At 64.7% G+C, this 21526-nt stretch carries 20 protein-coding genes; 15 read left to right on the top strand and 5 right to left on the bottom strand.

What is annotated here, in order from left to right; genetic code table 11:
• Window positions 1-3: 3 nt before the first annotated feature.
• Window positions 4-927 (bottom strand): LysR family transcriptional regulator, encoded by a 924-nt coding sequence (locus ACX17K_RS07755; RefSeq protein ID WP_493774363.1) that lies wholly within the window; start codon window positions 925-927, stop codon window positions 4-6.
• Between the two features lie 557 nt (window positions 928-1484).
• Window positions 1485-2345 (bottom strand): SPOR domain-containing protein, encoded by an 861-nt coding sequence (locus tag ACX17K_RS07750; protein WP_493774362.1) that lies wholly within the window; start codon window positions 2343-2345, stop codon window positions 1485-1487.
• A gap of 132 nt (window positions 2346-2477) precedes the next feature.
• Here ACX17K_RS07750 and ndk point away from each other — a divergent pair, with 132 nt between their 5' ends.
• The 15 genes from ndk (at window position 2478) to ACX17K_RS07675 (ending at window position 17826) form a co-directional block, all read left to right on the top strand.
• Window positions 2478-2903 (top strand): nucleoside-diphosphate kinase, encoded by a 426-nt coding sequence (gene ndk / locus ACX17K_RS07745; protein WP_011137089.1) that lies wholly within the window; start codon window positions 2478-2480, stop codon window positions 2901-2903.
• A 66-nt stretch (window positions 2904-2969) separates the two neighbouring features.
• Window positions 2970-4064 (top strand): dual-specificity RNA methyltransferase RlmN, encoded by a 1095-nt coding sequence (gene rlmN / locus ACX17K_RS07740; RefSeq protein ID WP_114059974.1) that lies wholly within the window; start codon window positions 2970-2972, stop codon window positions 4062-4064.
• 32 nt (window positions 4065-4096) lie between these two features.
• On the top strand, window positions 4097-4810 hold the full coding sequence (pilW, locus tag ACX17K_RS07735; protein WP_231151302.1) for a type IV pilus biogenesis/stability protein PilW: 714 nt from the start codon (window positions 4097-4099) through the stop codon (window positions 4808-4810).
• A gap of 2 nt (window positions 4811-4812) precedes the next feature.
• Entirely contained in the window at window positions 4813-5751 is a 939-nt protein-coding gene (locus tag ACX17K_RS07730) for a RodZ domain-containing protein (RefSeq protein WP_493774361.1), read from the top strand.
• Window positions 5752-5764: 13 nt separating this feature from the next.
• Window positions 5765-7048 carry a flavodoxin-dependent (E)-4-hydroxy-3-methylbut-2-enyl-diphosphate synthase gene (gene ispG / locus ACX17K_RS07725; RefSeq protein WP_493774360.1) on the top strand — a complete coding sequence of 428 codons (1284 nt, stop codon included), beginning with the start codon at window positions 5765-5767 and terminating at the stop codon, window positions 7046-7048.
• Window positions 7049-7083: 35 nt separating this feature from the next.
• On the top strand, window positions 7084-8355 hold the full coding sequence (gene hisS / locus ACX17K_RS07720) for a histidine--tRNA ligase (protein WP_070979509.1): 1272 nt from the start codon (window positions 7084-7086) through the stop codon (window positions 8353-8355).
• A 17-nt stretch (window positions 8356-8372) separates the two neighbouring features.
• Complete coding sequence (locus ACX17K_RS07715; protein ID WP_493774359.1) at window positions 8373-9002, top strand: YfgM family protein; 630 nt, start codon at window positions 8373-8375, stop codon at window positions 9000-9002.
• Window positions 9003-9006: 4 nt separating this feature from the next.
• Entirely contained in the window at window positions 9007-10146 is a 1140-nt protein-coding gene (gene bamB, locus ACX17K_RS07710) for an outer membrane protein assembly factor BamB (RefSeq protein WP_115617886.1), read from the top strand.
• A gap of 10 nt (window positions 10147-10156) precedes the next feature.
• Window positions 10157-11566, top strand: coding sequence for a ribosome biogenesis GTPase Der (der, locus tag ACX17K_RS07705; protein ID WP_046166829.1), 1410 nt, complete (start codon window positions 10157-10159; stop codon window positions 11564-11566).
• 91 nt (window positions 11567-11657) lie between these two features.
• Window positions 11658-11918: an RNA chaperone Hfq gene (hfq, locus tag ACX17K_RS07700; RefSeq protein ID WP_011137080.1), complete on the top strand. Its 261-nt coding sequence runs from the start codon at window positions 11658-11660 to the stop codon at window positions 11916-11918.
• Between the two features lie 99 nt (window positions 11919-12017).
• Window positions 12018-13148, top strand: a complete 1131-nt coding sequence (hflX, locus tag ACX17K_RS07695; RefSeq protein ID WP_046158347.1) for a ribosome rescue GTPase HflX — start codon at window positions 12018-12020, stop codon at window positions 13146-13148.
• Window positions 13135-14361, top strand: coding sequence for an FtsH protease activity modulator HflK (gene hflK / locus ACX17K_RS07690; RefSeq protein ID WP_493774358.1), 1227 nt, complete (start codon window positions 13135-13137; stop codon window positions 14359-14361). Before hflX ends, hflK begins: the two co-directional genes overlap by 14 nt.
• Window positions 14358-15242: a protease modulator HflC gene (gene hflC / locus ACX17K_RS07685; protein ID WP_493774357.1), complete on the top strand. Its 885-nt coding sequence runs from the start codon at window positions 14358-14360 to the stop codon at window positions 15240-15242. Before hflK ends, hflC begins: the two co-directional genes overlap by 4 nt.
• A 97-nt stretch (window positions 15243-15339) precedes the next feature.
• Window positions 15340-16491 carry an ATP phosphoribosyltransferase regulatory subunit gene (locus ACX17K_RS07680; protein ID WP_493774356.1) on the top strand — a complete coding sequence of 384 codons (1152 nt, stop codon included), beginning with the start codon at window positions 15340-15342 and terminating at the stop codon, window positions 16489-16491.
• Between the two features lie 39 nt (window positions 16492-16530).
• A complete protein-coding gene (locus tag ACX17K_RS07675) occupies window positions 16531-17826 on the top strand; it encodes an adenylosuccinate synthase (protein WP_343479697.1) in 1296 nt (431 codons plus the stop codon).
• Between the two features lie 74 nt (window positions 17827-17900).
• Here the strand turns inward: ACX17K_RS07675 and ACX17K_RS07670 are convergent, their stop codons facing one another.
• The 3 genes from ACX17K_RS07670 to ACX17K_RS07660 form a co-directional block, all read right to left on the bottom strand.
• On the bottom strand, window positions 17901-19598 hold the full coding sequence (locus tag ACX17K_RS07670) for an alkaline phosphatase D family protein (protein ID WP_493774355.1): 1698 nt from the start codon (window positions 19596-19598) through the stop codon (window positions 17901-17903).
• Between the two features lie 188 nt (window positions 19599-19786).
• Window positions 19787-20140: a VOC family protein gene (locus tag ACX17K_RS07665; protein ID WP_347751903.1), complete on the bottom strand. Its 354-nt coding sequence runs from the start codon at window positions 20138-20140 to the stop codon at window positions 19787-19789.
• A gap of 62 nt (window positions 20141-20202) precedes the next feature.
• Complete coding sequence (locus tag ACX17K_RS07660; RefSeq protein WP_493774354.1) at window positions 20203-21444, bottom strand: cytochrome-c peroxidase; 1242 nt, start codon at window positions 21442-21444, stop codon at window positions 20203-20205.
• Window positions 21445-21526 lie beyond the last annotated feature (82 nt).

Raw genomic sequence — 21526 nt, 5'->3', positions numbered from 1 at the left:
GGGCTAGATGTTGGAGCAGGCGCGGATCAGTTGCTGGCGCAGCCAGATGTTGGCCTGGCTGCTGGCCAGCGCCGCGCTCCACACCATGTCCAGCGTGAAGTCCGGCATGCCGTCGGGCACCGGGCGCGCGCCGATATTGGGTTGCTGGCGTTTCACCCGCTCGTGTATCCGCCGCGGCAGCATCAGCAGCAGATCGGTGCCGGGCAGCAGCTCGATGGCCGAATAATAGCTGTTGGCCCGCGCCGCGATGGTGCGGTTGCGGCCTTGGGAGCGCAGCCAGCCATCCACCATATTGCTGTCGGAGATCCAGGGGGTTGGAAACACGTGCCGCCTCTCCAGCATGTCGTCCAGCGGCAAGGGCTGCGGGTTGTCCTCCCCATCTTGCACGGCCAGCAGATGGTCGCGGAACAGCGTTTGGGTGGCCAGGCCGGGGTAGGTGCGATAGAAGCCGGGGCCGAAGAAGATGGCCAGATCGATCTGGCCGCCGACGATGTCGGCGTAGGGCAGGTCTTTTTCCGGTTTTTTGATATTGATCGAGACCCGGTAGCCGGCCTCCAGGATGTTTTTCATCAGCTCCGGCATCACCAGTATCTCGAAGTATTCCGGCGCGTAGATGGTGAAGGAGGATGTGTCCGCATTGGGATTGAAGGCGGTGTCCTCCTGCACGCATTCCGCCATCTGGTTCAGGATGTTCTGGATGCGGGGCGACAGCGCTTCGGCCCGTTGGGTCGGGCTCATGCCGAGCCGGGAGTTGATGAATAGTTCGTCGTCGAAGCAGTCGCGCAGCCGTTTCAGGCAGTAGCTGATGGTGGATTGGCTGACGCTGAGCTGTTCCGCCACTTCTGTGACGCTTCTGTGCTTGTGGATCAGCTGGAAAATGACCAGATCCTGAAAGTCGAGCTTGCGGACTCGGTTGTTGAGCAGCATGGCTTGTTGATCCCGGATGGATTCCGTAGGCGGGTTCGCTAACGGGAATCATTTGTTTTTCTAAGCGGAGCTGGCCGTGTGGTTGCGGCTGGCTGCGGCGTCGGTGCGTGGGTGGCTGCAAAGCTGAGCGAGCAAAGAATTTGCATGATAAATGCATATTATTTTGCTCGTATATTATGACAAAGATCATGCTGACTGTGCCATCATTCTGTTTCGGCGAAGGAATATTCCGCTATGGAGAGGTCGCAGTGAAAACGGATGCGGCGGACGAGCTGGCGGCCAAGCGGATGACATGAAAATTTTTTCTAAAAAGGCTTGCCAGGCTTAATGGGGCAAGGTATATTTCTCCTCTCTCGAAACGCAGCGCGATTTGAGAAGTGTTGGCAGTTAGCTCAGTTGGTAGAGCATCGGATTTTGATTCCGAGGGTCACAGGTTCGAGCCCTGTACTGCCTGCCAGAATACGTGAAAAGCCCCAGGCGGAAGCCTGGGGCTTTTTGCATTTCCGCTGTCTGCGAGGGGAAAGCCCGCCGAGTCGCGGGCTTTGTCTTCGGGCGCCTTACTGTCCTCCGGCGGCGAGCAGCGGCGAATAGCCGAGCTCGCGCAGCTTCTTCATCGCTTCGTCCGCCTCGGCGCGGTTTTTGAACGGTCCCAGCTGCACGCGGGTGACGGTATGGGCGGCGATGCCGTGTTTTTGCAGGTCTCTGACCAGTTTTTGCGCGTTTCCCATGCTGGAGAACAGGCCCAGCTGGACTTGATAGCCGACCGAGCTGCCCGCCGGCTCTGCCTTGGCCGGACTGGGGGTGGCCGCTGTCGGGGCGGGGCTGGTCTCTGTCGGCGCCGGCGCGGCGCTTTGCGGGGTTGCGGCGGCGCTTTGTGGCGCGGCGGCCGCGGTTTCGGCGCGCGGCGCGGCGGCGCGCTGCGCTGGCGGCTTGGCCTGCGCTTCCCGGAACGGGGGCGTGGCGGGTTTCGCCGCCGGGGTTTGGGGCGCGGCCTGTTGCTGGGCGTGGGCGGTCGGCGGCGCGGCGCGATGCGGGGGCTGTTGATTGGCGACGGCCGGCGTCTTGCTCAGGTCCGGCGTCGCCGGAATGGTCTCGGCCGGCGAAGCGGGCGCGCGGTTGGCGGTTTCGGCTGCCGGGGCGCTGCTTTGCGCGGCAGGCGCGCTGGCGGGTTTGATCTGGACGCTGATGGCGCCGGCGTCGGCGGATGAGGCCGGTTTGATGATCTTGCCGGAGCTGGGGCTTTGCGCGTCGCTGCTCATTTCCACCTTGGGCTTGGTCAGCGCGTCCATCAGCGGGATGGCCGCCAGCGCGACGGCGACCAGGCCGCCGGCGATCCAGAGCCGTTTTTTCAGCTTGCCGCTGAGATTGGATTCGTCTTCGCCGTCGTACGGCTGCTGCTGTTGGTTTTGTTCGCGCATGGTGCCTGATCGGAATATGCAGCACGTGATTGAAAACGCTGCTAAAATAGCGGGTTCGTCAGAATTGGGTAACCCGAGTGGCGTAATAATACTCAAGTTTAGCCACTTGTCTTGTCGTTAGGGAGAATTTATATGGCAATCGAACGCACCTTGTCCATCGTTAAGCCGGACGCAGTAGCCAAAAACGTTATCGGCAAAATCTACGACCGCTTCGAGTCCGCGGGCCTGAAGATCGTCGCCGCCAAGATGAAGCAACTGTCCCGCGCCGAAGCCGAAGGCTTCTACGCCGTGCACAAAGAGCGTCCTTTCTTCAAGGACCTGGTTGACTTCATGGTTTCCGGCCCGGTGATGATCCAGGCGCTGGAAGGCGAGAACGCCGTGCTGAAGAACCGCGAACTGATGGGCGCCACCGATCCGAAGAAAGCTGAAGCCGGCACCATCCGCGCCGACTTCGCCGAATCGATCGACGCCAACGCCGTTCACGGTTCCGACAGCGTGGAAAACGCTGCCATCGAAGTGGCTTACTTCTTCGCCGCTTCCGAAATCAGCTCCCGCTGATTCAAAAGTAGTTGAATGACCGGAGGTCGCCGCTGCCGGCGGCCTCTTTTGCCTGCTGAGGATTGCATGAAAACCAACCTGCTCGACTTCAATCTGGACCAGCTCACCCGGCATTTCGCCGAGATGGGCGAGAAGCCGTTCCGCGCCAAGCAAGTGATGCGCTGGATGCACCAGATGGCCGAAGACGATTTCGACGCGATGACCGACCTCGCCAAGAGCCTGCGCGCCAAGCTGCACGAGCGCGCCGAGGTGGGCGTGCCGTCGCTGATGACCGGGCAGGAGTCCAGTGATGGCACCCGCAAGTGGCTGCTCGACGTCGGCACCGGCAACGGTGTGGAAACCGTGTTCATTCCGGAAGACGACCGCGGCACCTTGTGCGTGTCATCCCAGGTGGGTTGCGCGCTGGAGTGCACGTTCTGCTCCACCGGCCGCCAGGGATTCAACCGCAACCTGTCCACCGCCGAGATCATCGGCCAACTGTGGTGGGCGAACAAGGCGATGGGCGTGACGCCCAAGAACGAGCGCGTGGTGTCCAACGTGGTGATGATGGGCATGGGCGAGCCGCTGGCCAACTTCGACAACGTGGTCAGCGCGATGCAGATCATGCTGGACGATCACGGCTACGGCCTGTCCCGCCGCCGCGTGACGCTGTCCACATCCGGCCTGGTGCCGCAGATGGACCGGCTGCGCGAAGAGTGCCCGGTGGCGTTGGCGGTGTCGCTGCACGCGCCCAACGACGCGATCCGCGACGTGATCGTGCCGATCAACAAGAAATACCCGCTTTCCGAACTGATGGCCGCCTGTAGCCGCTATCTGGAAAAGGCGCCGCGCGATTTCATCACCTTTGAATATGTGATGCTTGACGGGGTCAACGATAGGCCGGAACATGCTCGCCAGCTGCTGGAGCTGGTGCGGGACGTGCCTTGCAAGTTCAATCTGATCCCGTTCAACCCGTTCCCGAACTCGGGTTATGATCGTTCCAGCAACAACGCGATTCGCATTTTCCGTGAAATTCTGCAAGAACAAGGATACGTGGTGACCGTGCGCAAGACCCGCGGCGACGATATCGACGCGGCCTGCGGCCAGCTGGCCGGCCAGGTGCAGGACAAGACGCGGCGCCAGGCCAAGTGGACGCAGATCATCGAGGACAGGAAATCATGACGTCATGGCGGGGGAGATGGGCTGGATGGCTGTTGGCATTTGGCGTAGTCGCTCCCGCCGCGGCGGATGGCAATCCGCCGGAAGTGGCGAAGATCCGCAGCCAGCTGGCGGTGGAGTACGCCAGGATAGGCAATCTCAAGTCCGCGCTGGACAACGCCAACCAGGCGGTGGCGGCGGATGCGGCCTATGTGACCGGCTATCTGAGCCGGGCTTACGTGCTGGGCCTGCTGCAGATGGACGGCAGGGCGGAGCAGGACTACCAGCAGGCGCTGCGGCTGGAGCCCGGCAATCCGCAGGCCAACAATAATTATGGCTTGTTCCTGTGCGAGCACGGGAGGGAGCAGGATTCGCTGGCCCTGTTCCAGAAGGCGCTGGCCAATCCGTTGTATGATTCGCCACAATCGGCTTATTTGAATCTGGGCCGCTGCAGCGCCAAGCTGGGGCGGACGGATCAGGCCAACGATTATTTGCTGAGCGCCTTGCGCGTCGCGCCCAACTACGGGCCGGCGTTGAGCGAACTGGCCGAAATGCATCTGGGCCTGGGCAACGCCAAGCTGGCGGCGTTCTATTTCGAGCGTCTGCGCGGCGGCGGCGGGATGGACGGCCTGGGCGCCGCCGAGCTGTGGCTGGGCGCCAGGATCGCCCGCAAAACCGGTAACGCGGCGCAGGAACGCGCATGCGAGAATGAACTAAAGAACCGGTTTCCGGACTCTAGGGAAACACAACTGTTGTTGAGTGGAAGCTGAGGATGGAAGAAAAAATCGAACATCATGACACGCCGAGGCCCAGCGGCATCGGCGCAACCTTGAAGGCCGCCCGGGAAGCGGCCGGCCTTGGCCTGGGGGAAGTGGCGGACAGGCTGAAACTGTCGCTCAGGCAGCTGGAAGCGATAGAGCGCGACGATTTCGGCTCGCTGCCCGGCGCCACCTTCGTCCGCGGCTTCGTCCGTAATTACGCCCGCTTCCTGGAAGTGGATTCCGAACCGTTGATGAAGGCGCTGGAGCAGCATTTCCCGTCGGCGGTGAACGACGTGGCCAATCTGGTCAAGGGCACCACCGCGCGCGAACAGGCGCCCGATCCGGTGGAAGCGGTGGAGGAAACCACGGAAGCCGGCGTCGGCAAGTGGGTGGTGCTGCTGTTGCTGGGCGTGGCCGTGGCGGGCGGCGCTTACTGGTACGCCAATCGCGATGGCTCGCCTGAGAAACCGGCGGAGCGCGCCGCCAACGAGCTGGCGCCGATGCTGACCGAGCAGTCGTCGGCCCCGGCCGCCAAGACAGCGGCTTCCGAATCGGCGAAAGCCGCCGTTCAGGCCGCGAAGCCGGCCTCGGCGCCGGCAGCCGTGGCGGCGAAGCCCGTGGCGTCCGCTGCCCAGGCCGCCGCGAAACCGGCGGCGAGCGCGCCGGCCAAGGTGGCCAAGACGCAGGCGGCCAGCGCGCCGCAGTCCCAAGGCACCGACAAGGTCAGCGTCAACGTCAAGGACGCCGCCTGGGTGTCGGTGCAGGACGCCGACGGCCGCAGGCTGATTTACAAGGTGATGCAGCCGGGCGATCCGGCCGAGGTGGTCGGCACTGCGCCGTTCAAGGTGGTGATAGGCAACGCCAGCCAGGTGGAGCTGAGCTACAACGGCAAACCGGTGGACCTGGCCGACAAGATCAAAGGCACCACCGCCAAGATTCAACTCAAGTGATGCAGGGTAGCGAATGGATAGCGTGAACATCGCGCGCCGTCCCACCCGCCTGGTGCGGGTGGGACATGTTTTGGTGGGTTCGGGCGCGCCGGTGATGGTGCAGTCGATGACCAACACCGACACCGCCGACGCGGCGGGCACGGCCGAGCAGGTATACCAGCTGGCGCAGGCCGGCTCCGAAGTGGTGCGCATCACCGTCAACTCGCCGGAAGCGGCGGCCCGCGTGGCGGAAATCCGCCAGCGGCTTGACGACCTGGGTTGCGACGTGCCGCTGGTCGGCGATTTCCACTTCAACGGCGACCGCTTGCTGAAGGAGTTTCCCGATTGCGCGAAGGCGCTGGCCAAGTACCGGATCAATCCGGGCAATGTCGGCAAGGGCGCCAAGGGCGATGACAAGTTCGCCTTCATGATCCGCACCGCGATGGAGCATGACAAGGCCGTCCGCATCGGCGTCAACTGGGGCAGCCTGGACCAGGCGCTGCTGGCGCGGATGATGGACGCCAACAACCGCGTCGCGAATCCCTTGCCGCTGCCCAAGCTGATGCAGGAGGCGCTGATCGTGTCGGCGCTGGAGTCGGCCGACAAGGCGGTGGAGATCGGCCTGTCGCCGGACAACATCATCCTGTCGTGCAAGGTCAGCAATGTGCAGGACCTGATCAGCGTTTACCGCGAATTGGGCGGCCGCTGCGACTACCCGTTGCACCTGGGCCTGACCGAGGCCGGAATGGGCAGCAAGGGCATCGTCGCCTCTAGCGCCGCGCTGGCGGTCTTGCTGCAGGAAGGCATAGGCGACACCATCCGCATCTCGCTGACCCCGCAACCGGGCGAGGCGCGCACCAAGGAGGTGATGGTCGCGCAGGAACTGCTGCAGACCATGGGCCTGCGCAGCTTCACGCCGCTGGTCACCGCCTGTCCGGGCTGCGGCCGCACCACCAGCACCTTCTTCCAGGAACTGGCCGACCACATCCAGAACTATCTGCGCGAGCAGATGCCGATCTGGCGGCTGCAGTATCCGGGCGTCGAGGACATGAAGGTGGCGGTGATGGGCTGCGTGGTCAACGGGCCGGGCGAATCCAAGCTGGCCGACATCGGCATCTCGCTGCCCGGCACCGGCGAAGTGCCGGTGGCGCCGGTTTACGTTGACGGCCAGAAGGATGTGACGCTGAAAGGCGACAACATTCCCGCGGAGTTCACCGCCATCGTCGACGAATACGTGAAGACCCGTTACGGGGAGGGCGGCGCCAAGCGCCGCGAGGATGGCAATCGCATCATTCCGATCCGTTCGGTGAGCGTCTGACGAAACCAGAATCCAGCTGATACAAGAAGATAGCAATGGCTCAGAAATACCAAGCGGTCAAGGGCATGAACGATGTGCTGCCGGCCGAATCCTACCAGTGGGAATACTTTGAAGAGGCGCTGCGCAAGCTGCTGGCCGACTACGGCTACCAGAACATCCGCACCCCCATCGTCGAAGGCACGCCGCTGTTCGTGCGCTCCATCGGCGAGGTGACCGACATCGTCGAGAAGGAAATGTACACCTTCGTCGACAGCCTCAACGGCGACAGCCTGACGCTGCGCCCGGAAGGCACCGCCGGCACGCTGCGCGCGGTGGTCGAGCACAACTTGCTGTACAACGCCACGCCCAAGCTGTGGTACATGGGCCCGATGTATCGCCACGAGCGCCCGCAGAAGGGCCGCTACCGCCAGTTCCATCAGGTGGGCGTGGAGGCGCTGGGCCTGGCCGGTCCGGACATCGACGCCGAAATCATCGCGATGACCGCCGATCTGTGGCGCCGCCTGGGCATCAGCCAGTACGTGCGTCTGGAGATCAACTCGCTGGGCAACGCCGAAGAGCGCGCCGCCCACCGCGAGGCGCTGATCGCTTATCTGGAGCGCCACGTCGACATCCTGGACGAGGACGGCAAGCGCCGGATGCACACCAACCCGCTGCGCGTGCTGGACACCAAGAACCCGGCGCTGCAGGAAATGGCCAACGCCGCGCCCAAGCTGTCCGACTACCTGGGCGAGGAATCGCGCGCCCATTACGAGGGCTGGAAGGCGATGATCGCCGCGCTGGGCATCGAGTACATCGAGAATCCGCGTTTGGTGCGCGGCCTCGACTACTACAACCGCTCGGTGTTCGAGTGGGTGACCTCCGAGCTGGGCGCCCAGGGCACCATTTGCGCCGGTGGCCGCTACGACGGCCTGATCGAGCAGCTGGGCGGCAAGGCCGCCTCCGGCATCGGCTTCGGCATGGGCATGGAGCGCGTGTTGCTGCTGCTGCAGGACAAGGGCCTGTTGCCGGCGCAGCGCAGCGTCGACGTCTTCCTGGTCAACCAGGGCGAGGGCGCGGGCCTGTATTCGATGAAACTCGCGCAGAGCCTGCGCGCCGCCGGTTATTCGGTGGTGCAGCATCTGGGCGACGCCAGCTTCAAGTCGCAAATGAAAAAGGCCGACGCCAGCGGCGCGCAGTTCGCGCTGATCGTCGGTGAAAACGAAATCCAGGCCGGTCAGGTGGTGGTGAAGGCGCTGCGCGCCGAAGCCGCCCAGCAGACCGTGGCGGCCGATGCGGTTCTGGCCACCCTCGCCACTCTGAAAGCTTGATAGGAAGGGGGAACGCGATGGCGTTCGACTTGCAGGAACAGGAACAGATCGATTCTCTGAAGGCATTCTGGCAACAGTGGGGCAAGCTGATCGGCGGCGTAGTGCTGGCGGCTAGCCTGGGCTACCTGGGCTACAAGGCTTTCGGCATGTACGAACGCGGCCAGTCCGAGAAGGCCGCCACCGCCTACGAGGCCGTCGACAACGCGGTGGCCGCCAAGGACATCGCCAAGCTGAAATCGGCCGCGCAGCAACTGCAGGGCGAATACGCCGGCACCCTCTACGCCAGCCGCGCCGCGCTGGTGCTGGCCAAGGCCGCGTTCGACAAGAACGATTCGGCGCTGGCCGCCAGCCAGCTGGAGTGGGTATTGAAGAACGGCAAGGACGAGGAGCTGCAGGCGATCGCCCGCCTGCGTCTGGCTTCGCTGCTGCTGGACCAGAAAAAGTTCGACGGCGCGATCGGCGAGCTGAACCAGGCCCATCCGGCCGCTTTCGACGCCGAGTTCCTGGAGCTGAAGGGCGACGTGTTCGTCGCCAAGGGCGACAACAGCGGCGCGCGCGACGCCTACAAGGCCGCGCTGGCCAAGATGCTGGGCGACAGCCCGAGCCGCCAGCTGGCGCAAACCAAGCTCGACGCGTTGGGGGGCTGACCGCATGCGCCGCCAACTGTTGCTTACCGCTCTGACCTCTTCGCTGCTGCTGGCCGGTTGCGCCAGCTGGTTCGAGGGCTCCACCCAGTTCCAGCCGACGCCGCTGGCGGCGATCAAGCCGCTGCAGACGCTGGACGTAAAATGGACGCTGCAGCAGGCCGCGCCGGCTGCCAGCTTCCTGCCGGTGTATGCCAACGGCAATGTGGTGACCGCCGACGTGGAAGGCCGCATCCGCAGCGTGGACGCCCTGTCCGGCCGCGCGCAGTCCGACGTGTCGCTGAAGCGCGCGTTGGCCAGCGGCGTTGCCGTCGCCGGCGACACCGTGCTGGTCGGCACGCAGGACGCCAAGCTGCTGGCCGTCAACCGCACCAGCGGCAAGATCCTGTGGGAACAGCCGCTGACCAGCTTGATGCTGGAGGCGCCGCAGATCGCCGGCGACATCGCCGTGGTCCGCACCAACGACGCCCGCCTGACCGGCTTCAGCCTGGCCGACGGCAAGCAGCAATGGTCGGTGGTGAACGTGCTGCCGCAACTGACTGTGCGCAACAACGGCTCGATGCAGTCGGTGGGCAAGGAAGCGGTGATGGTGGGGCAGGCCGGCGGTCGCGTCGACATCGTCAGTCCGCTCACCGGCAACACAATCTGGCAGGGCGCGGTGGCGACGCCGCGCGGCGCCACCGAGCTGGAGCGCGTCACCGACGTCACCAGCCGCCCGGTCTTCGACGGCGGCCAGGTGTGCGCCGTGGCCTACCAGGGCCGCGTGGCATGCTTCGACGCCCGTTCGGGCAGCCTGCAGTGGGCGCGCGAGGTGTCGTCCAGCCGCGGCGTGGCTGTGGATGCCCGCAATGTCTACGTGACGGCGGAAGATGGCTCGATCTGGGCGTATGATCGCCAGAGCGGCCGCAATGTATGGAAAAACGACGACCTCAAATACCGTGGCGTCTCCGGTCCCGCGATGATCGGACGTTTCGTGCTGGTGGTGGACGGCGAGGGCTATGCCCATCTGCTGTCCAACGAGAGCGGAGGCATCGTCGGACGCAACAAGATCGGTACCACCGGGCCGGTCAATCAACCGGTGTCGCTAGGCTCCTCCGCCCTGATTCAGGGACAGGACGGCCGCTTGGCGATGCTGAATCTGGGATAAGCAGTTTTAGATGAAACCTACCGTAGCGCTGGTCGGCCGCCCCAATGTGGGCAAGTCGACCCTTTTCAACCGGCTGACTCGCAGCCGCGACGCGCTGGTCGCCGACCAGCCGGGCCTGACGCGTGACCGACACTACGGCCAAGGCCGGGTCGGCGAGAAGCCGTATCTGGTGGTCGACACCGGCGGTTTCGAGCCGGTGGTGGACGAAGGCATTCTGTTCGAGATGGCCAAGCAAACGCTGCAGGCCGTCGACGAGGCGGACGCCGTGGTGTTCCTGGTGGATGGTCGCTCCGGCCTGACGCCGCAGGACAAGATCATCGCCAACCGCCTGCGCCAGCTTGACCGCCCGGTATTCCTGGCCGTCAACAAGGCGGAAGGCATGAAGCACGCGATCGCCGGCGCCGAGTTCCACGAACTGGCGCTGGGCGAACCGCTGGTGATCTCCGCCGCCCACGGCGACGGCGTGCGCGAGCTGATGGAGTTGGTGCTGGAAGGCTTCCCCGACGAGGTGGAAGAAGAAGACACCCGCCATCCGAAGTTCGCCGTGATCGGCCGCCCCAACGTCGGCAAGTCCACGCTGGTGAACGCCATCCTCGGCGAAGAGCGGGTGATCGCCTTCGACCAGGCCGGGACCACGCGCGACAGCATCTATATTGATTTTGAGCGCGAAGGCCATACCTACACCATTATCGACACCGCGGGCGTGCGCCGCCGAGCCAAGGTCAACGAGATGCTGGAGAAGTTTTCCGTCATCAAGACCATGAAGGCGATCGAAGACGCCAACGTCGCGGTGCTGGTGCTGGACGCGCAGCTGGACATCTCCGAGCAGGACGCCACCATCGCCGGCTTCGCGCTGGAAGCGGGCCGCGCCTTGGTCGTGGCGGTGAACAAGTGGGACAATCTGGACGGCGAGCAGAAGGAAAACGTGCGCCGCGAGATCGCCCGCAAGCTGAATTTCCTGGATTTCGCAAAGTTTCATTACATCTCGGCCATCGAAGGCCGCGGTGTGGCAGACTTGTTCAAGTCCATCGACGAAGCCTACCGCGCGGCCATGGCCAAGCTGGCGACGCCCAAGCTCACCCGCGTGCTGCAGGTGGCGCTGGAGCGTCAGCAGCCGCCGCGTTCCGGCCTGATCCGCCCCAAGATGCGCTATGCGCACCAGGGCGGCCAGAACCCGCCGATAATCGTGGTGCACGGCAACGCGTTGGACAGCATTCCGGCCAGTTATACCCGCTATCTGGAACACACTTTCCGTAAAGTGTTCAAGCTGCAGGGCACGCCGCTGAGAGTGCAGTACAAGTCGTCGGATAATCCGTTCGACAACGATGAAAAGGACAAGCCGCGGGCCAAGGCCAAGCCAATGTCCAAGATGCGGGGCAGGGAAAAGGAAGTTCGCTACGGCAAAAACAGCAAGAAATAGTACGGCGGAATGTTTTCTGCTAAAAATAAGCAGGCCGCCGCGCTGTTCGCTGGACAGTTAATACAACAATCAACGATTCGGAGAAAAACGAATGAGCTCTAAAGGGCAAATGTTACAAGACCCCTTCCTGAATATCCTGCGCAAGGAACACGTGCCGGTTTCCATTTATCTGGTTAACGGCATCAAGCTGCAAGGTCAGGTTGAATCTTTCGACCAATACGTCGTTCTGTTGAAGAACACGGTGACGCAGATGGTTTACAAGCACGCCATCTCCACCGTGGTTCCGGCCCGCCCGGTCAACATCCCGCACGAGCACCCGGCGCAAAAGCAGGAACAGGCGCAGGACGCTTAAGCCGTCTTCGCTTCGCCGATCGGGCCGATTGGCCGCATCCCTGGATGCGGCCATTCGGCCTTTGTCATTTATCGCCGTACTCAATATGGTTAGCAAACAGTGTTTGATCGTCCCGACTTAGGCGACCAGGCCATCCTGGTCAGCCTGGATTTTGGTGATGCCGACTACCAGGAAAGCGTCGCGGAGTGCGCCGAGCTGGTGCGCGGCAGCAAGGTGGAAATCCTGGGCATGGTGCAGGGCAAGCGGCAGCGTCCCGACGCGGCGCTGTTCGCCGGCAAGGGCAAGGTGGAGGAGATCGCCTCCATGGTGAGGGCCTCCGGCGCCAACGTGGTGATCTTCAACCACGCGCTGTCGCCGGGCCAGGAGCGCAACCTGGAGCGCGCGCTGCAGTGCCGCGTGATTGATCGCAACAGCCTGATCCTGGACATCTTCGCCCAGCGCGCGCGCAGCCACGAAGGCAAGCTGCAGGTGGAACTGGCCCAGCTGTCGCATCTGTCCACCCGCCTGGTGCGCGGCTGGACCCACTTGGAACGGCAGAAGGGCGGCGTCGGCCTGCGCGGCCCGGGCGAAACGCAGCTGGAAACCGACCGCCGGCTGCTGGGCATCCGGGTCAAGGCGCTGAAGGACAGGCTGGCGCAGGTGCAAAAGCAGCGCAACACCCAGCGCAAGAGCCGCAACCGCGCCGGCGTCGCCTCGGTGTCCATCGTCGGCTACACCAACGCAGGCAAGTCCACGCTGTTCAACGCGCTGACCAAGGCCAACATCTACGCCGCCGATCAATTGTTCGCCACGCTGGACACCACCAGCCGCAAGCTGTTCCTCCATCACCAGGCTTCTGTCGTAGTATCGGACACCGTCGGTTTCATCCGCGATTTGCCGCATACGCTGGTGGCGGCGTTCCGCGCGACGCTGGAGGAAACGGTGCAGGCCAATCTGCTGCTGCACGTGGTGGACTGCGCCAACGATACGCGTGACGCGCAGATAGACGAAGTGAATAAGGTGCTGGCCGAAATCGAGGCCGATGGCATCCCGCAGCTGATCGTGTGGAACAAGAGCGATCTGCGCGAGCTGCCGCCGGAGATCGAGCGGGACGAGGAGGGCGTGATCGTCTCGGTGCGCGTGTCGGCGTTGAAGGGCGAAGGCCTGGAACTCTTGCGCGAGGCGATTGCCGAACGGGTGCAACCTTTCGCAAACAACCATAAAGAACCATACGAGCATGTCGCAGAATGACCCGAACCGTGGCCGCAACGGCCAGAATGGGCCACCGGACCTCGATGAAGTGTTCCGTGATCTGAACCGAAAACTGTCCCGCCTCTTGGGCGGCAAGCCCGATAAGGGCGGCCAGGGCGGCAATCAGGGCGGCCGCCCCGGCGCATCGTTCACGCCGCCGTCGTACAAGGGCGGCGCCGCCGTCGTGGTCGGCGTGCTGGCCGCCTTGTGGCTGGCCAGCGGCTTCTACATCGTCGACGCCCGCGAAGAGGGCGTGGTATTGCGCCTCGGCAGCTACAACCGCCTGACCGAGCCCGGCCTGCAATGGCATGCGCCGTATCCGTTCGAGAAGGCCGAGATCGTCAACCTGACCGAGCTGCGCAGCATCGAAGTGGGCTACCGCGGCAGCGCGCAGAACCGCGTGCCGGAAGAGTCGCTGATGCTGACTTCGGACCAGAACATCATCGATGTGCAGCTGTCGGTGCAGTACGACATCAAGGACGCGCGCGCCTTCCTGTTCAACAACGCCGCGCGCGAGCGCGACGGCAAGGATCTGGTCAAACAGGCCGCCGAAACCGCGATCCGCGAGGTGGTGGGCCGCAACAAGGTGGACTTCGTGCTGAACGAAGGCCGCGCCCAGATCGCCGCAGACGCCCGCAAGCTGATCCAGGACGTGCTGGACCGCTACCGCGCCGGCATCCGCGTCGCCAAGGTCAACATCAACGACGTGCAGCCGCCGCAGGCCGTGCTGGCGGCGTTCGACGACGCCGTGAAGGCCGGCCAGGACAAGGACAAGCTGCGCAACGAGGGCATGGCCTACGCCAACGAAGTGGTGCCCAAGGCCAAGGGCATGGCCTCGCGCCTGGTGCAGGAGGCCGAAGGCTACCAGCAACAGGTGGTGGAGCGCGCCCAGGGCGATGCCGAGCGTTTCAAACAAGTGTTGCCTGAATACAACAAGGCGCCCAAGGTCATGCGCGACCGGCTGTACCTGGACATGATGCAGCAGATCATGACCAACAGCAGCAAGGTGCTGGTGGATCAGAAGGGCGGCAACAGCCTGCTCTACCTGCCGCTGGACAAGCTCACTCAGATGGCGTCTCCGGGCACCGCCGCTCCGGCGCAGCCCTCCGCAACCCCGGCCCCCGAGGCCCCGGCCCAGCCGGCTTCGCCGCCCGCGGCGAAGAACGGGCGCGACGCGTCGCGCGGTCGTGATTTCTTTGGAGCGGAGCGATGACTGAAAGACTGATTCCCACCCTGGCGGCGGTGGTCGGCGTGCTGTTCGTCGCCAGCCTGTCGCTGTTTACCGTCGATCAGCGCCAGTACGCGCTGGTTTTCCAGTTCGGCGAAGTCGTGAAGGTGATCTCCGAGCCGGGCATCCAGTTCAAGATCCCGCTGCTGCAGAACGTCCGCTATTTCGACCGCCGCGTGCAGACCATAGACGCCGAGGCGCCGGAGCTGTTCAACACCCGCGAGAAGAAAAACGTGCTGGTCGACAGCTTCGTCAAATGGCGGGTTGTGGATGTGTCGCAGTTCTACAAGAGCGTCGGCTCCGAGGCTGGCGCGGTGGCTCGGCTGAAGCAGACCATCAACGACGGCCTGCGCGCCGAGTTCGGCCAGAAGACCGTCTCTGACGTCATTTCCGGCCAGCGCGACCAGGTGATGGAGACGGTTCGCAAGCGCGCGGACGCGGATGCGCGTAAAATAGGTGTGGAAATTCTCGACGTGCGCTTAAAACGAGTCGATTTTCCGGATAAAATAAGCAGTTCCGTCTACGACCGGATGCAGTCCGAACGCCGCACCGTGGCCAGCCAGCTGCGCAGCGAAGGCTCCGCCGACGCCGAGCGCGTTCGGGCCGAGGCCGACAAGCAGCGCGACGTGATCCTGGCCGAAGCCTACCGCAAGGCGCAGGAGCTGAAGGGCGCGGGCGACGCCAAGGCGGCGGCGATCTATGCCGAAGCCTACGGCAAGAATCCGGAGTTCTACGCTTTTTGGCGCAGCATGGATGCGTACAAGGAGTCGTTCAAGAACAAGAGCGACGTGATGGTGCTCGATCCGAGCAGCGACTTCTTCAAATATTTGAAGAATCCGCAGGCGGGGCAAGGCAAGAGCAAGTAGGCGACAATTGATTTTTGAGAAGACTGGCCGGGGCGACCTGGCCAGTTTGCTGATGACAAGGCGGGTCCCCTCCCGCCTTTTATTCTGTTGAAACGAAATGCGTAATTGGCTGTTACCCGAATACATCGCTGACATCCTCCCGGCCACCGCGCGCCAGGTGGAGTCGGCCAAGGCCGCGATGCTGGAAGGCTTTCGCGTGGCCGGCTACGAGCTGGTGCTGCCGCCGTTGATCGAATACATCGACTCCTTGGTGAGCGAAGGCGACGACACGCTGGATCTGAAAACCTTCAAGCTGGACGACCAGCTGTCCGGACGCCAGCTCGGCCTGCGCGCCGACATCACGCCGCAGGTGGCGCGCATCGACGCCCACCTGCTGGGCGAGCGCACCGGCGTGACGCGCCTGTGCTACGCCGGCAGCGTGGTGCACAGCCGCCCGTCCGGCCTGACCAGCTCGCGCGAGCCGCTGCAGGTGGGCGCCGAGTTGTACGGCTACGCCGGCATCGAGGCCGATCTGGAAATCATCGAGCTGATGCTGTCCACGCTGGAAAAAGCTGGCGTGAAGAAGCTGCGGCTGGACGTCGGCCACATCGCCATTTACCGCGGCCTGGCGGCTGCGGCCGGCCTGTCGCCCGAGGTCAGCCGCGAGCTGTTCGGCCTGCTGCAGAATAAGGACGCCGCCGGCATCGCCGCGTTGGTGGCCGGCGTGGCCGAGCCTTACAAGAGCGCCTTCCTGGCGCTGCCGGAGCTGTACGGCCCGGCGGCGGTGCTGGAGAAGGCGCGCACCCGGCTGCCGTCGCTGCCGGAGGTGGAGCTGGGTCTGATGCAGCTATCCGCCATCGCCCGCGCGATGGAGGGCAGGGTGGAGCTGAGCTTCGACCTGGCTGAGCTGCGCGGCGACTTCTACCACACCGGCCTGATGTTCGCGGCCTACGCGCCGGGCTGGTCCGACGCGATCGCCCGCGGCGGCCGCTACGACAATGTCGGCCGCCGTTTCGGCCGCGCCCGTCCGGCCACCGGCTTCAGCCTGGATCTGCGCGATCTGCTGCGCATCCTGCCGGAGCGCGACCCCAGCCGCGGCATCCGCGTGTCCGCCCGCAACCTGCCGGCGGCCGCGGCCGAGGTGGCGCGCTTGCGCGCCGGCGGCGAGATGGTGGTGGTGGATTACCTGGGAGAATCCGCGGCCGCATTGAATTGCGACCGAGAGTTGGTTCCCGCTGCCGATGGCTGGCAGCTGGCGCCGTTTCATTGAATTTTTGTTTGAATCTGACTGACGAAGAGGTTTTTTCCAATGTCCAAGAACGTTGTCGTGATTGGCACCCAGTGGGGTGACGAAGGCAAGGGCAAGATCGTTGACTGGCTGACCGACCACGCGCGTGCCGTTGTGCGCTTCCAAGGCGGCCACAACGCCGGCCACACCCTGTGGGTGAATGGCAAGAAAACCGTCGTGCGCCTGGTGCCGTCCGGCATTCTGCGTCCGGATGTCGAGTGCTTCATCGGCAACGGCGTGGTGCTGTCGCCGGAAGCGCTGCTGAAGGAGATCGACGAGCTGGAGGCCGCCGGCGTCAACGCTTCGGCCCGCCTGAAGATCGCCGAAGGCTGCCCGCTGATCCTGCCGTACCACATCGCGCTGGACCAGGCTCGCGAAGCCGCCAAGGGCGACGCCAAGATCGGCACCACCGGCCGCGGCATCGGCCCCTGCTACGAAGACAAGGTCGCCCGCCGCGCGCTGAAGGTGATCGACCTGTTCGATCCGGCCCGCTTCGAGTCCAAGCTGAAGGAAAACGTAGACTACTACAACTTCCTGCTGACCAATCTGTTCAAGGCCGAGCCGGTAAGCTACGAAGCGATCCTGGCCGACACCATGAGGATGGCCGAGCGCATCAAGCCGATGGTGGCCGACGTGTCCCGCACCCTGTACGACCTGGACCAGGCCGGCACGCCTATCCTGTTCGAAGGCGCTCAAGGCACCCTGCTGGACATCGACCACGGCACCTACCCGTACGTGACCTCGTCCAACTGCGTGGCCGGCGCCGCCGCGCCGGGCGCGGGCGTGCCGCCGCAGATGCTGAACTACGTGCTGGGCATCGTGAAGGGTTACGCCACCCGCGTGGGCTCCGGCCCGTTCCCGACCGAGCAGGAAAACGAAATCGGCGCCTTCCTGGCCGAGCGCGGCAACGAGTTCGGTTCCGTTACCGGCCGTCCGCGCCGCTGCGGCTGGTTCGATGCCGCCGCGCTGAAGCGCTCGATCCAGATCAACGGCGTGTCCGGCCTGTGCGTGATGAAGCTGGACGTGATGGACGGTCTGAAAGAGATCAAGCTGTGCACCGGCTACATGCTGGATGGCCAGAAGGTCGACATCCTGCCGTTCGGCTCCGACGCCGTCACCAAGTGCGTGCCGGTGTACGAAACCCTGCCGGGCTGGACCGGCACCACCGTCGGCGTCAAGCGCTGGGAAGACCTGCCGGCCAACGCCCAGGCTTACCTGAAGCGCATCGAAGAGGTGTGCGGCGCTCCGGTCGACATCGTGTCTACCGGTCCGGACCGCGAAGAAACCATCGTGCTGCGCCACCCGTTCGGCCTGTAAGCCGATCCCAGGTTTCAGCCAGAGAAAAGCCCACCGTTCGCGGTGGGCTTTTTGTTTGCCTGGATGCGCTCGACTCAAGTCTCAGTCCACGGCGCCAGCGCCAATTCCGCGCGCAGCGGCTTGCCGCTTTGGCCGAACCAGCCGCCGCTCTCCAGCACCTGTCCCTGGTTGCCGAAAGCCGTCACGGTCAGTTTCGCCGTCGCGGGATCGACGTCCACGCGGCAGAAATTGTCTTCCTGGGTGAAGTTCCAGGCGCGGTAGTCCATCCGGTGCGGCTTGCCGCCGGCGGTGAAGTCGAAGCTGTCTTCCTGTCCCTGCGCGCGCGAGTCGTGGACGAAGCCGGACGGGTCGCCGTCGGCGAAGGGGAAGGGCCAGTAGAAGGCCGAGGAGGTGATCGACAACACGCGCAGCCGCTCGGCTTCGGCGGAGCCGCTCAGGCTCAGTTCGGCGATATTGCTGCAGTGGATGTCGCCTGACAGGAAGACCACGTTCTGCACCCGCTTCTCCACGATGAGCCGCAGCAGCGCGGCGCGGGTGGCGGGAAAGGCGGGCCAGGAGTCGGTGGCCTCGCACCAGCGGGCTTGGTCCGCGGCGCAGCCGGCGCGTCCGCTGCGGGCGTTCATTGGATTGGGCGCGAACACGCTGGGGCTGATGATGAACTTGGGCGCGTCGCCCAGCTTGTCCTGGCAATCGGCCAGCCAGGCCAGCAGCAGGTCAAGCTGGCTGGGTTCCTCGTCGGCCAGGCTGGGGCGGCCCAGCAGGTGGTTGTCGTCCAGATTGTCCGGCACGTCGTCCATATAGCGCTGGGTGCGCGAATCCATCGCGAAAAACGGGTAGCGGCCGCACTGGAACTGGTAGAACAGCCGCTGGCCGTAGCAGCTGGGGCCGTGCACCCACTGGTAGCTGCGGTAGGCGGCGATGGCCAGATTGAACACGCGCCGGCTCTCGGCGCGGCGGACGCGGTCCTGGCTCCAGTTGTCCTCTATTTCGTGGTCGTCCAGGATCATATAGGCCGGCAACTGGCGCAGCAGCCGGCGCATGTGGCGGGAGCCGAAGGCGCTGTGGTAGCGCTGCTGGAACTCCTCGAAGGTATCGGCCAGCCCCAGCGGCACGTGGCGGTTGAGCATGTCGGCGTAGATCTGGTCGCCCACCATCAACAGCAGCCGGGCGGCGTCGCGCCCATCCTGCCCCTTGGTCTCCCGCAGCAGCGGCTCGAAGATGGCGTCGGATTGCTTGGTCTTCCACAGCAGGCCGGGATAGCGGCAGGAGCCGACGATGAAGCTCAGCCGGCCAGCGGGCGCGTCCGTCGCCGGGAACGTGCGGAAGCGGGCTTCAGACTCTTCCGCCGGCAGCGCTTCCAGATCGTCGAACCAGACTTCGGCGGCGGGCAGGCGCTTGGCCAGCTCGCCGTGGGACAGGCTGTCGTCTTCCGGCGCGGGATCGTCCAGCAGCAGGGTGCCGACGCGGACGATGTAATCGGTGTCCGGGAGCAGCGGGGCGGGCGCGCTGTCCACCGGTTTCAGGCCCAGTTCCTCGCCCAGGGTGAAGGTGCCGGTGCGGTCGTATTCCCGCCGCAGCCGGAAATAATGGACGCGGCGCCGGCGCGGGCGGCGGCCATTTTCCCAAGCGATGGCGATCACGCCTATGGTGCGGCATTCGCCGTCGATGTCGGCGCCCTCGTCGCCAGCGGAGCCGCGTATCCAGATGCGCGCGCTGCTGGCGGTGGTGTGGCCGACGATGGGCCCGAGCTGGGCCGGTCTGAGTTTGCTCATGGGGGCTCCCGGGGCCGGACGCGGCGCGTCGGTCCCTTTCCTGATGCGGGTGCGTGGATGCGGCTGTTTTTATGATCTGCGCGGCGGCGTTGTAGCCGTCCGTGTTTGAAACATATGCCGGGAGCGGATGTCGCGGGAGCGGGTTTGGCCGGATTAAGTAGAGGTACGGAGCCCGTCGCGGGAAAGGCTCAGTCCAAGTGTTGGAGGATGTTGACCAGCTTGCCTAGCGGATCGCGGACGAAAAAGCGGCGCACGCCCCAGGGCTCCACCACCGGCCCGTATTCGATGGCGATGCCGGCGCTCTGCGCGCGCGCCAGCGCCTGCTCCAGATCGTCCACTTCGATGGACAGTTCCGGCACCGGGGTGCCTGAGCCGCCTTCGCTGGCGAAGCTGATTTGCGGCTGCATGGCGGTGTCGGATGCGTAAATGCGGATCCAGCCGTGATCCATGACCATTTCCAGGCCCAGCACATCTTGGTAGAAGCGTTCCGCCGCGGCCGGCGTGTCGGTGGCGATATTGGCGACGATGCGCTGCACTTTCATCGAGCTCTCCCCGGGATATGGAATCGACTCATTCAGCATAGCCGCAGCTTGGCCGCCGCGGCTCAGCTTTTGCCGCGGCCCGCCGGCTTGTAGCCGTCGTTCAGCGTTTTCAGGAAGGCCAGCATGTCGTCGATGTCGCGCTCGCTGAACATGGGTTTGCCGCCCGTCTTGCCGCCGAACGGCGCTTCCATGTTGACGTTGGCTTGGTAGCGCGCCGGCAGGTCGTCGAACTTGGCCACCTTGCCGTCCTTGCCTTTGGGGTACCACTTGCCGGGGCGGGTGTCGCGCTCGGCGTAGAAGCGCAGCACCTGGCGAAGGTCATGGAAGCCGCCGTTGTGGAAGAAGGTCTTGCGGGTGGCGACGTTGCGTAGGGACGGCGTGCGGAACAGACCGCAGTAGTCGCCGCGGTTCTTGAAGTCGGTGCGCGCCGGGCCGCACAGGCCCAGGTCGAAGTAATGGCTGTCGCGGTTGGCGGCCAGTTCCGGATTGCGCGGCGCGCCGACGGCGATGTGTCCGTAGTCGGTGAAGGAGGGGAAGGCGCCGCTCTCGCTGCGCTGGCTGATGTGGCAGGACGCGCAGTTGCCCTTGTCCGGATCATTGAACGCCTTCAGCCCGCGCGCTTCTTTGGCGGTCAGCTTGGCCTGGCCGCGCAGGAAGGCGTCGTATTTGCTGTCGTAGGGATAAAACTCGCGCGGATTCTGCTGGAACACTTCCAGCGCCAGCGCGGCCTTGTCGAAGGCCTGAGCGGGATGGCTGAAGATGTCGCTGCCGAACAGCTTCTGGAAGCGCGCGGCGGAGGCGGAGCGCCGCAGCTTGTCGACCACCGCGGCCGGCGTGCCGTTGGCCATCTCGTTGGCGGCCAGCAGCGGCAGCGAGGCTTGGGCATGGGCGGAGTCGGCGCGGCCGTCCCAGGTATAGCCGCCGGTGGGGCCGGCATCCTCGCTGTCGTTGCCGTCGTCGTCATGGAAATGCTCGCTGAACGGCGGCACGCTTTGCAGGTAGCGCAGAGAAGGCGCGGCGCGAGTGCCAGGCTGTTTGCCATCTTTGCCGCCCAGTTGCGCGGCCAGTCCGTTCGGCGGGCCGTAAGCATGGGAGGGGCTGTGACAGGTGGCGCAGGACATCTGGCCGGAGGCGGACAGCGAGCGGTCGAAGAACAGCTGGCGGCCCAGTTCCTCCAGCTGTTTGGCGCTGGCCGGGTGCGGGCCGGGCGCGTAGCTGGCGCTTTGATAGGCGGGCTTGGCCGGCGTCGCGGCCTGGGCAAGTCCGGAGAGGGCGAAGGCGATGAAGAGCAGGAGGCGTGGCATGGCGGTGGTGTCGGTTTGCGGTGGCGGGACTGTACTGCGGATTGATGACAAAAAAATGAAAAATGATTGCTTAGGCGTAACG

The organism is Chromobacterium sp. INPA-IVC (assembly GCF_059047085.1).
This window is presented reverse-complemented; position numbering and strand designations above follow the sequence as displayed.

Bases quoted from the DNA above. Each gene is read 5' to 3' on its own strand.
- der (WP_046166829.1), top strand. From the start codon at position 10,157: ATGAAACCTACCGTAGCGCTGGTCGGCCGCCCCAATGTGGGCAAGTCG.
- bamB (WP_115617886.1), top strand. From the start codon at position 9,007: ATGCGCCGCCAACTGTTGCTTACCGCTCTGACCTCTTCGCTGCTGCTG.
- ACX17K_RS07665 (WP_347751903.1), bottom strand. From the start codon at position 20,140: ATGAAAGTGCAGCGCATCGTCGCCAATATCGCCACCGACACGCCGGCC.
- ACX17K_RS07675 (WP_343479697.1), top strand. From the start codon at position 16,531: ATGTCCAAGAACGTTGTCGTGATTGGCACCCAGTGGGGTGACGAAGGC.
- rlmN (WP_114059974.1), top strand. From the start codon at position 2,970: ATGAAAACCAACCTGCTCGACTTCAATCTGGACCAGCTCACCCGGCAT.
- hfq (WP_011137080.1), top strand. From the start codon at position 11,658: ATGAGCTCTAAAGGGCAAATGTTACAAGACCCCTTCCTGAATATCCTG.
- ACX17K_RS07680 (WP_493774356.1), top strand. From the start codon at position 15,340: ATGCGTAATTGGCTGTTACCCGAATACATCGCTGACATCCTCCCGGCC.
- ACX17K_RS07660 (WP_493774354.1), bottom strand. From the start codon at position 21,444: ATGCCACGCCTCCTGCTCTTCATCGCCTTCGCCCTCTCCGGACTTGCC.
- ACX17K_RS07715 (WP_493774359.1), top strand. From the start codon at position 8,373: ATGGCGTTCGACTTGCAGGAACAGGAACAGATCGATTCTCTGAAGGCA.
- ACX17K_RS07750 (WP_493774362.1), bottom strand. From the start codon at position 2,345: ATGCGCGAACAAAACCAACAGCAGCAGCCGTACGACGGCGAAGACGAA.
- ACX17K_RS07755 (WP_493774363.1), bottom strand. From the start codon at position 927: ATGCTGCTCAACAACCGAGTCCGCAAGCTCGACTTTCAGGATCTGGTC.
- ispG (WP_493774360.1), top strand. From the start codon at position 5,765: ATGGATAGCGTGAACATCGCGCGCCGTCCCACCCGCCTGGTGCGGGTG.
- ACX17K_RS07730 (WP_493774361.1), top strand. From the start codon at position 4,813: ATGGAAGAAAAAATCGAACATCATGACACGCCGAGGCCCAGCGGCATC.
- hflC (WP_493774357.1), top strand. From the start codon at position 14,358: ATGACTGAAAGACTGATTCCCACCCTGGCGGCGGTGGTCGGCGTGCTG.
- ndk (WP_011137089.1), top strand. From the start codon at position 2,478: ATGGCAATCGAACGCACCTTGTCCATCGTTAAGCCGGACGCAGTAGCC.
- ACX17K_RS07670 (WP_493774355.1), bottom strand. From the start codon at position 19,598: ATGAGCAAACTCAGACCGGCCCAGCTCGGGCCCATCGTCGGCCACACC.
- hisS (WP_070979509.1), top strand. From the start codon at position 7,084: ATGGCTCAGAAATACCAAGCGGTCAAGGGCATGAACGATGTGCTGCCG.
- hflK (WP_493774358.1), top strand. From the start codon at position 13,135: ATGTCGCAGAATGACCCGAACCGTGGCCGCAACGGCCAGAATGGGCCA.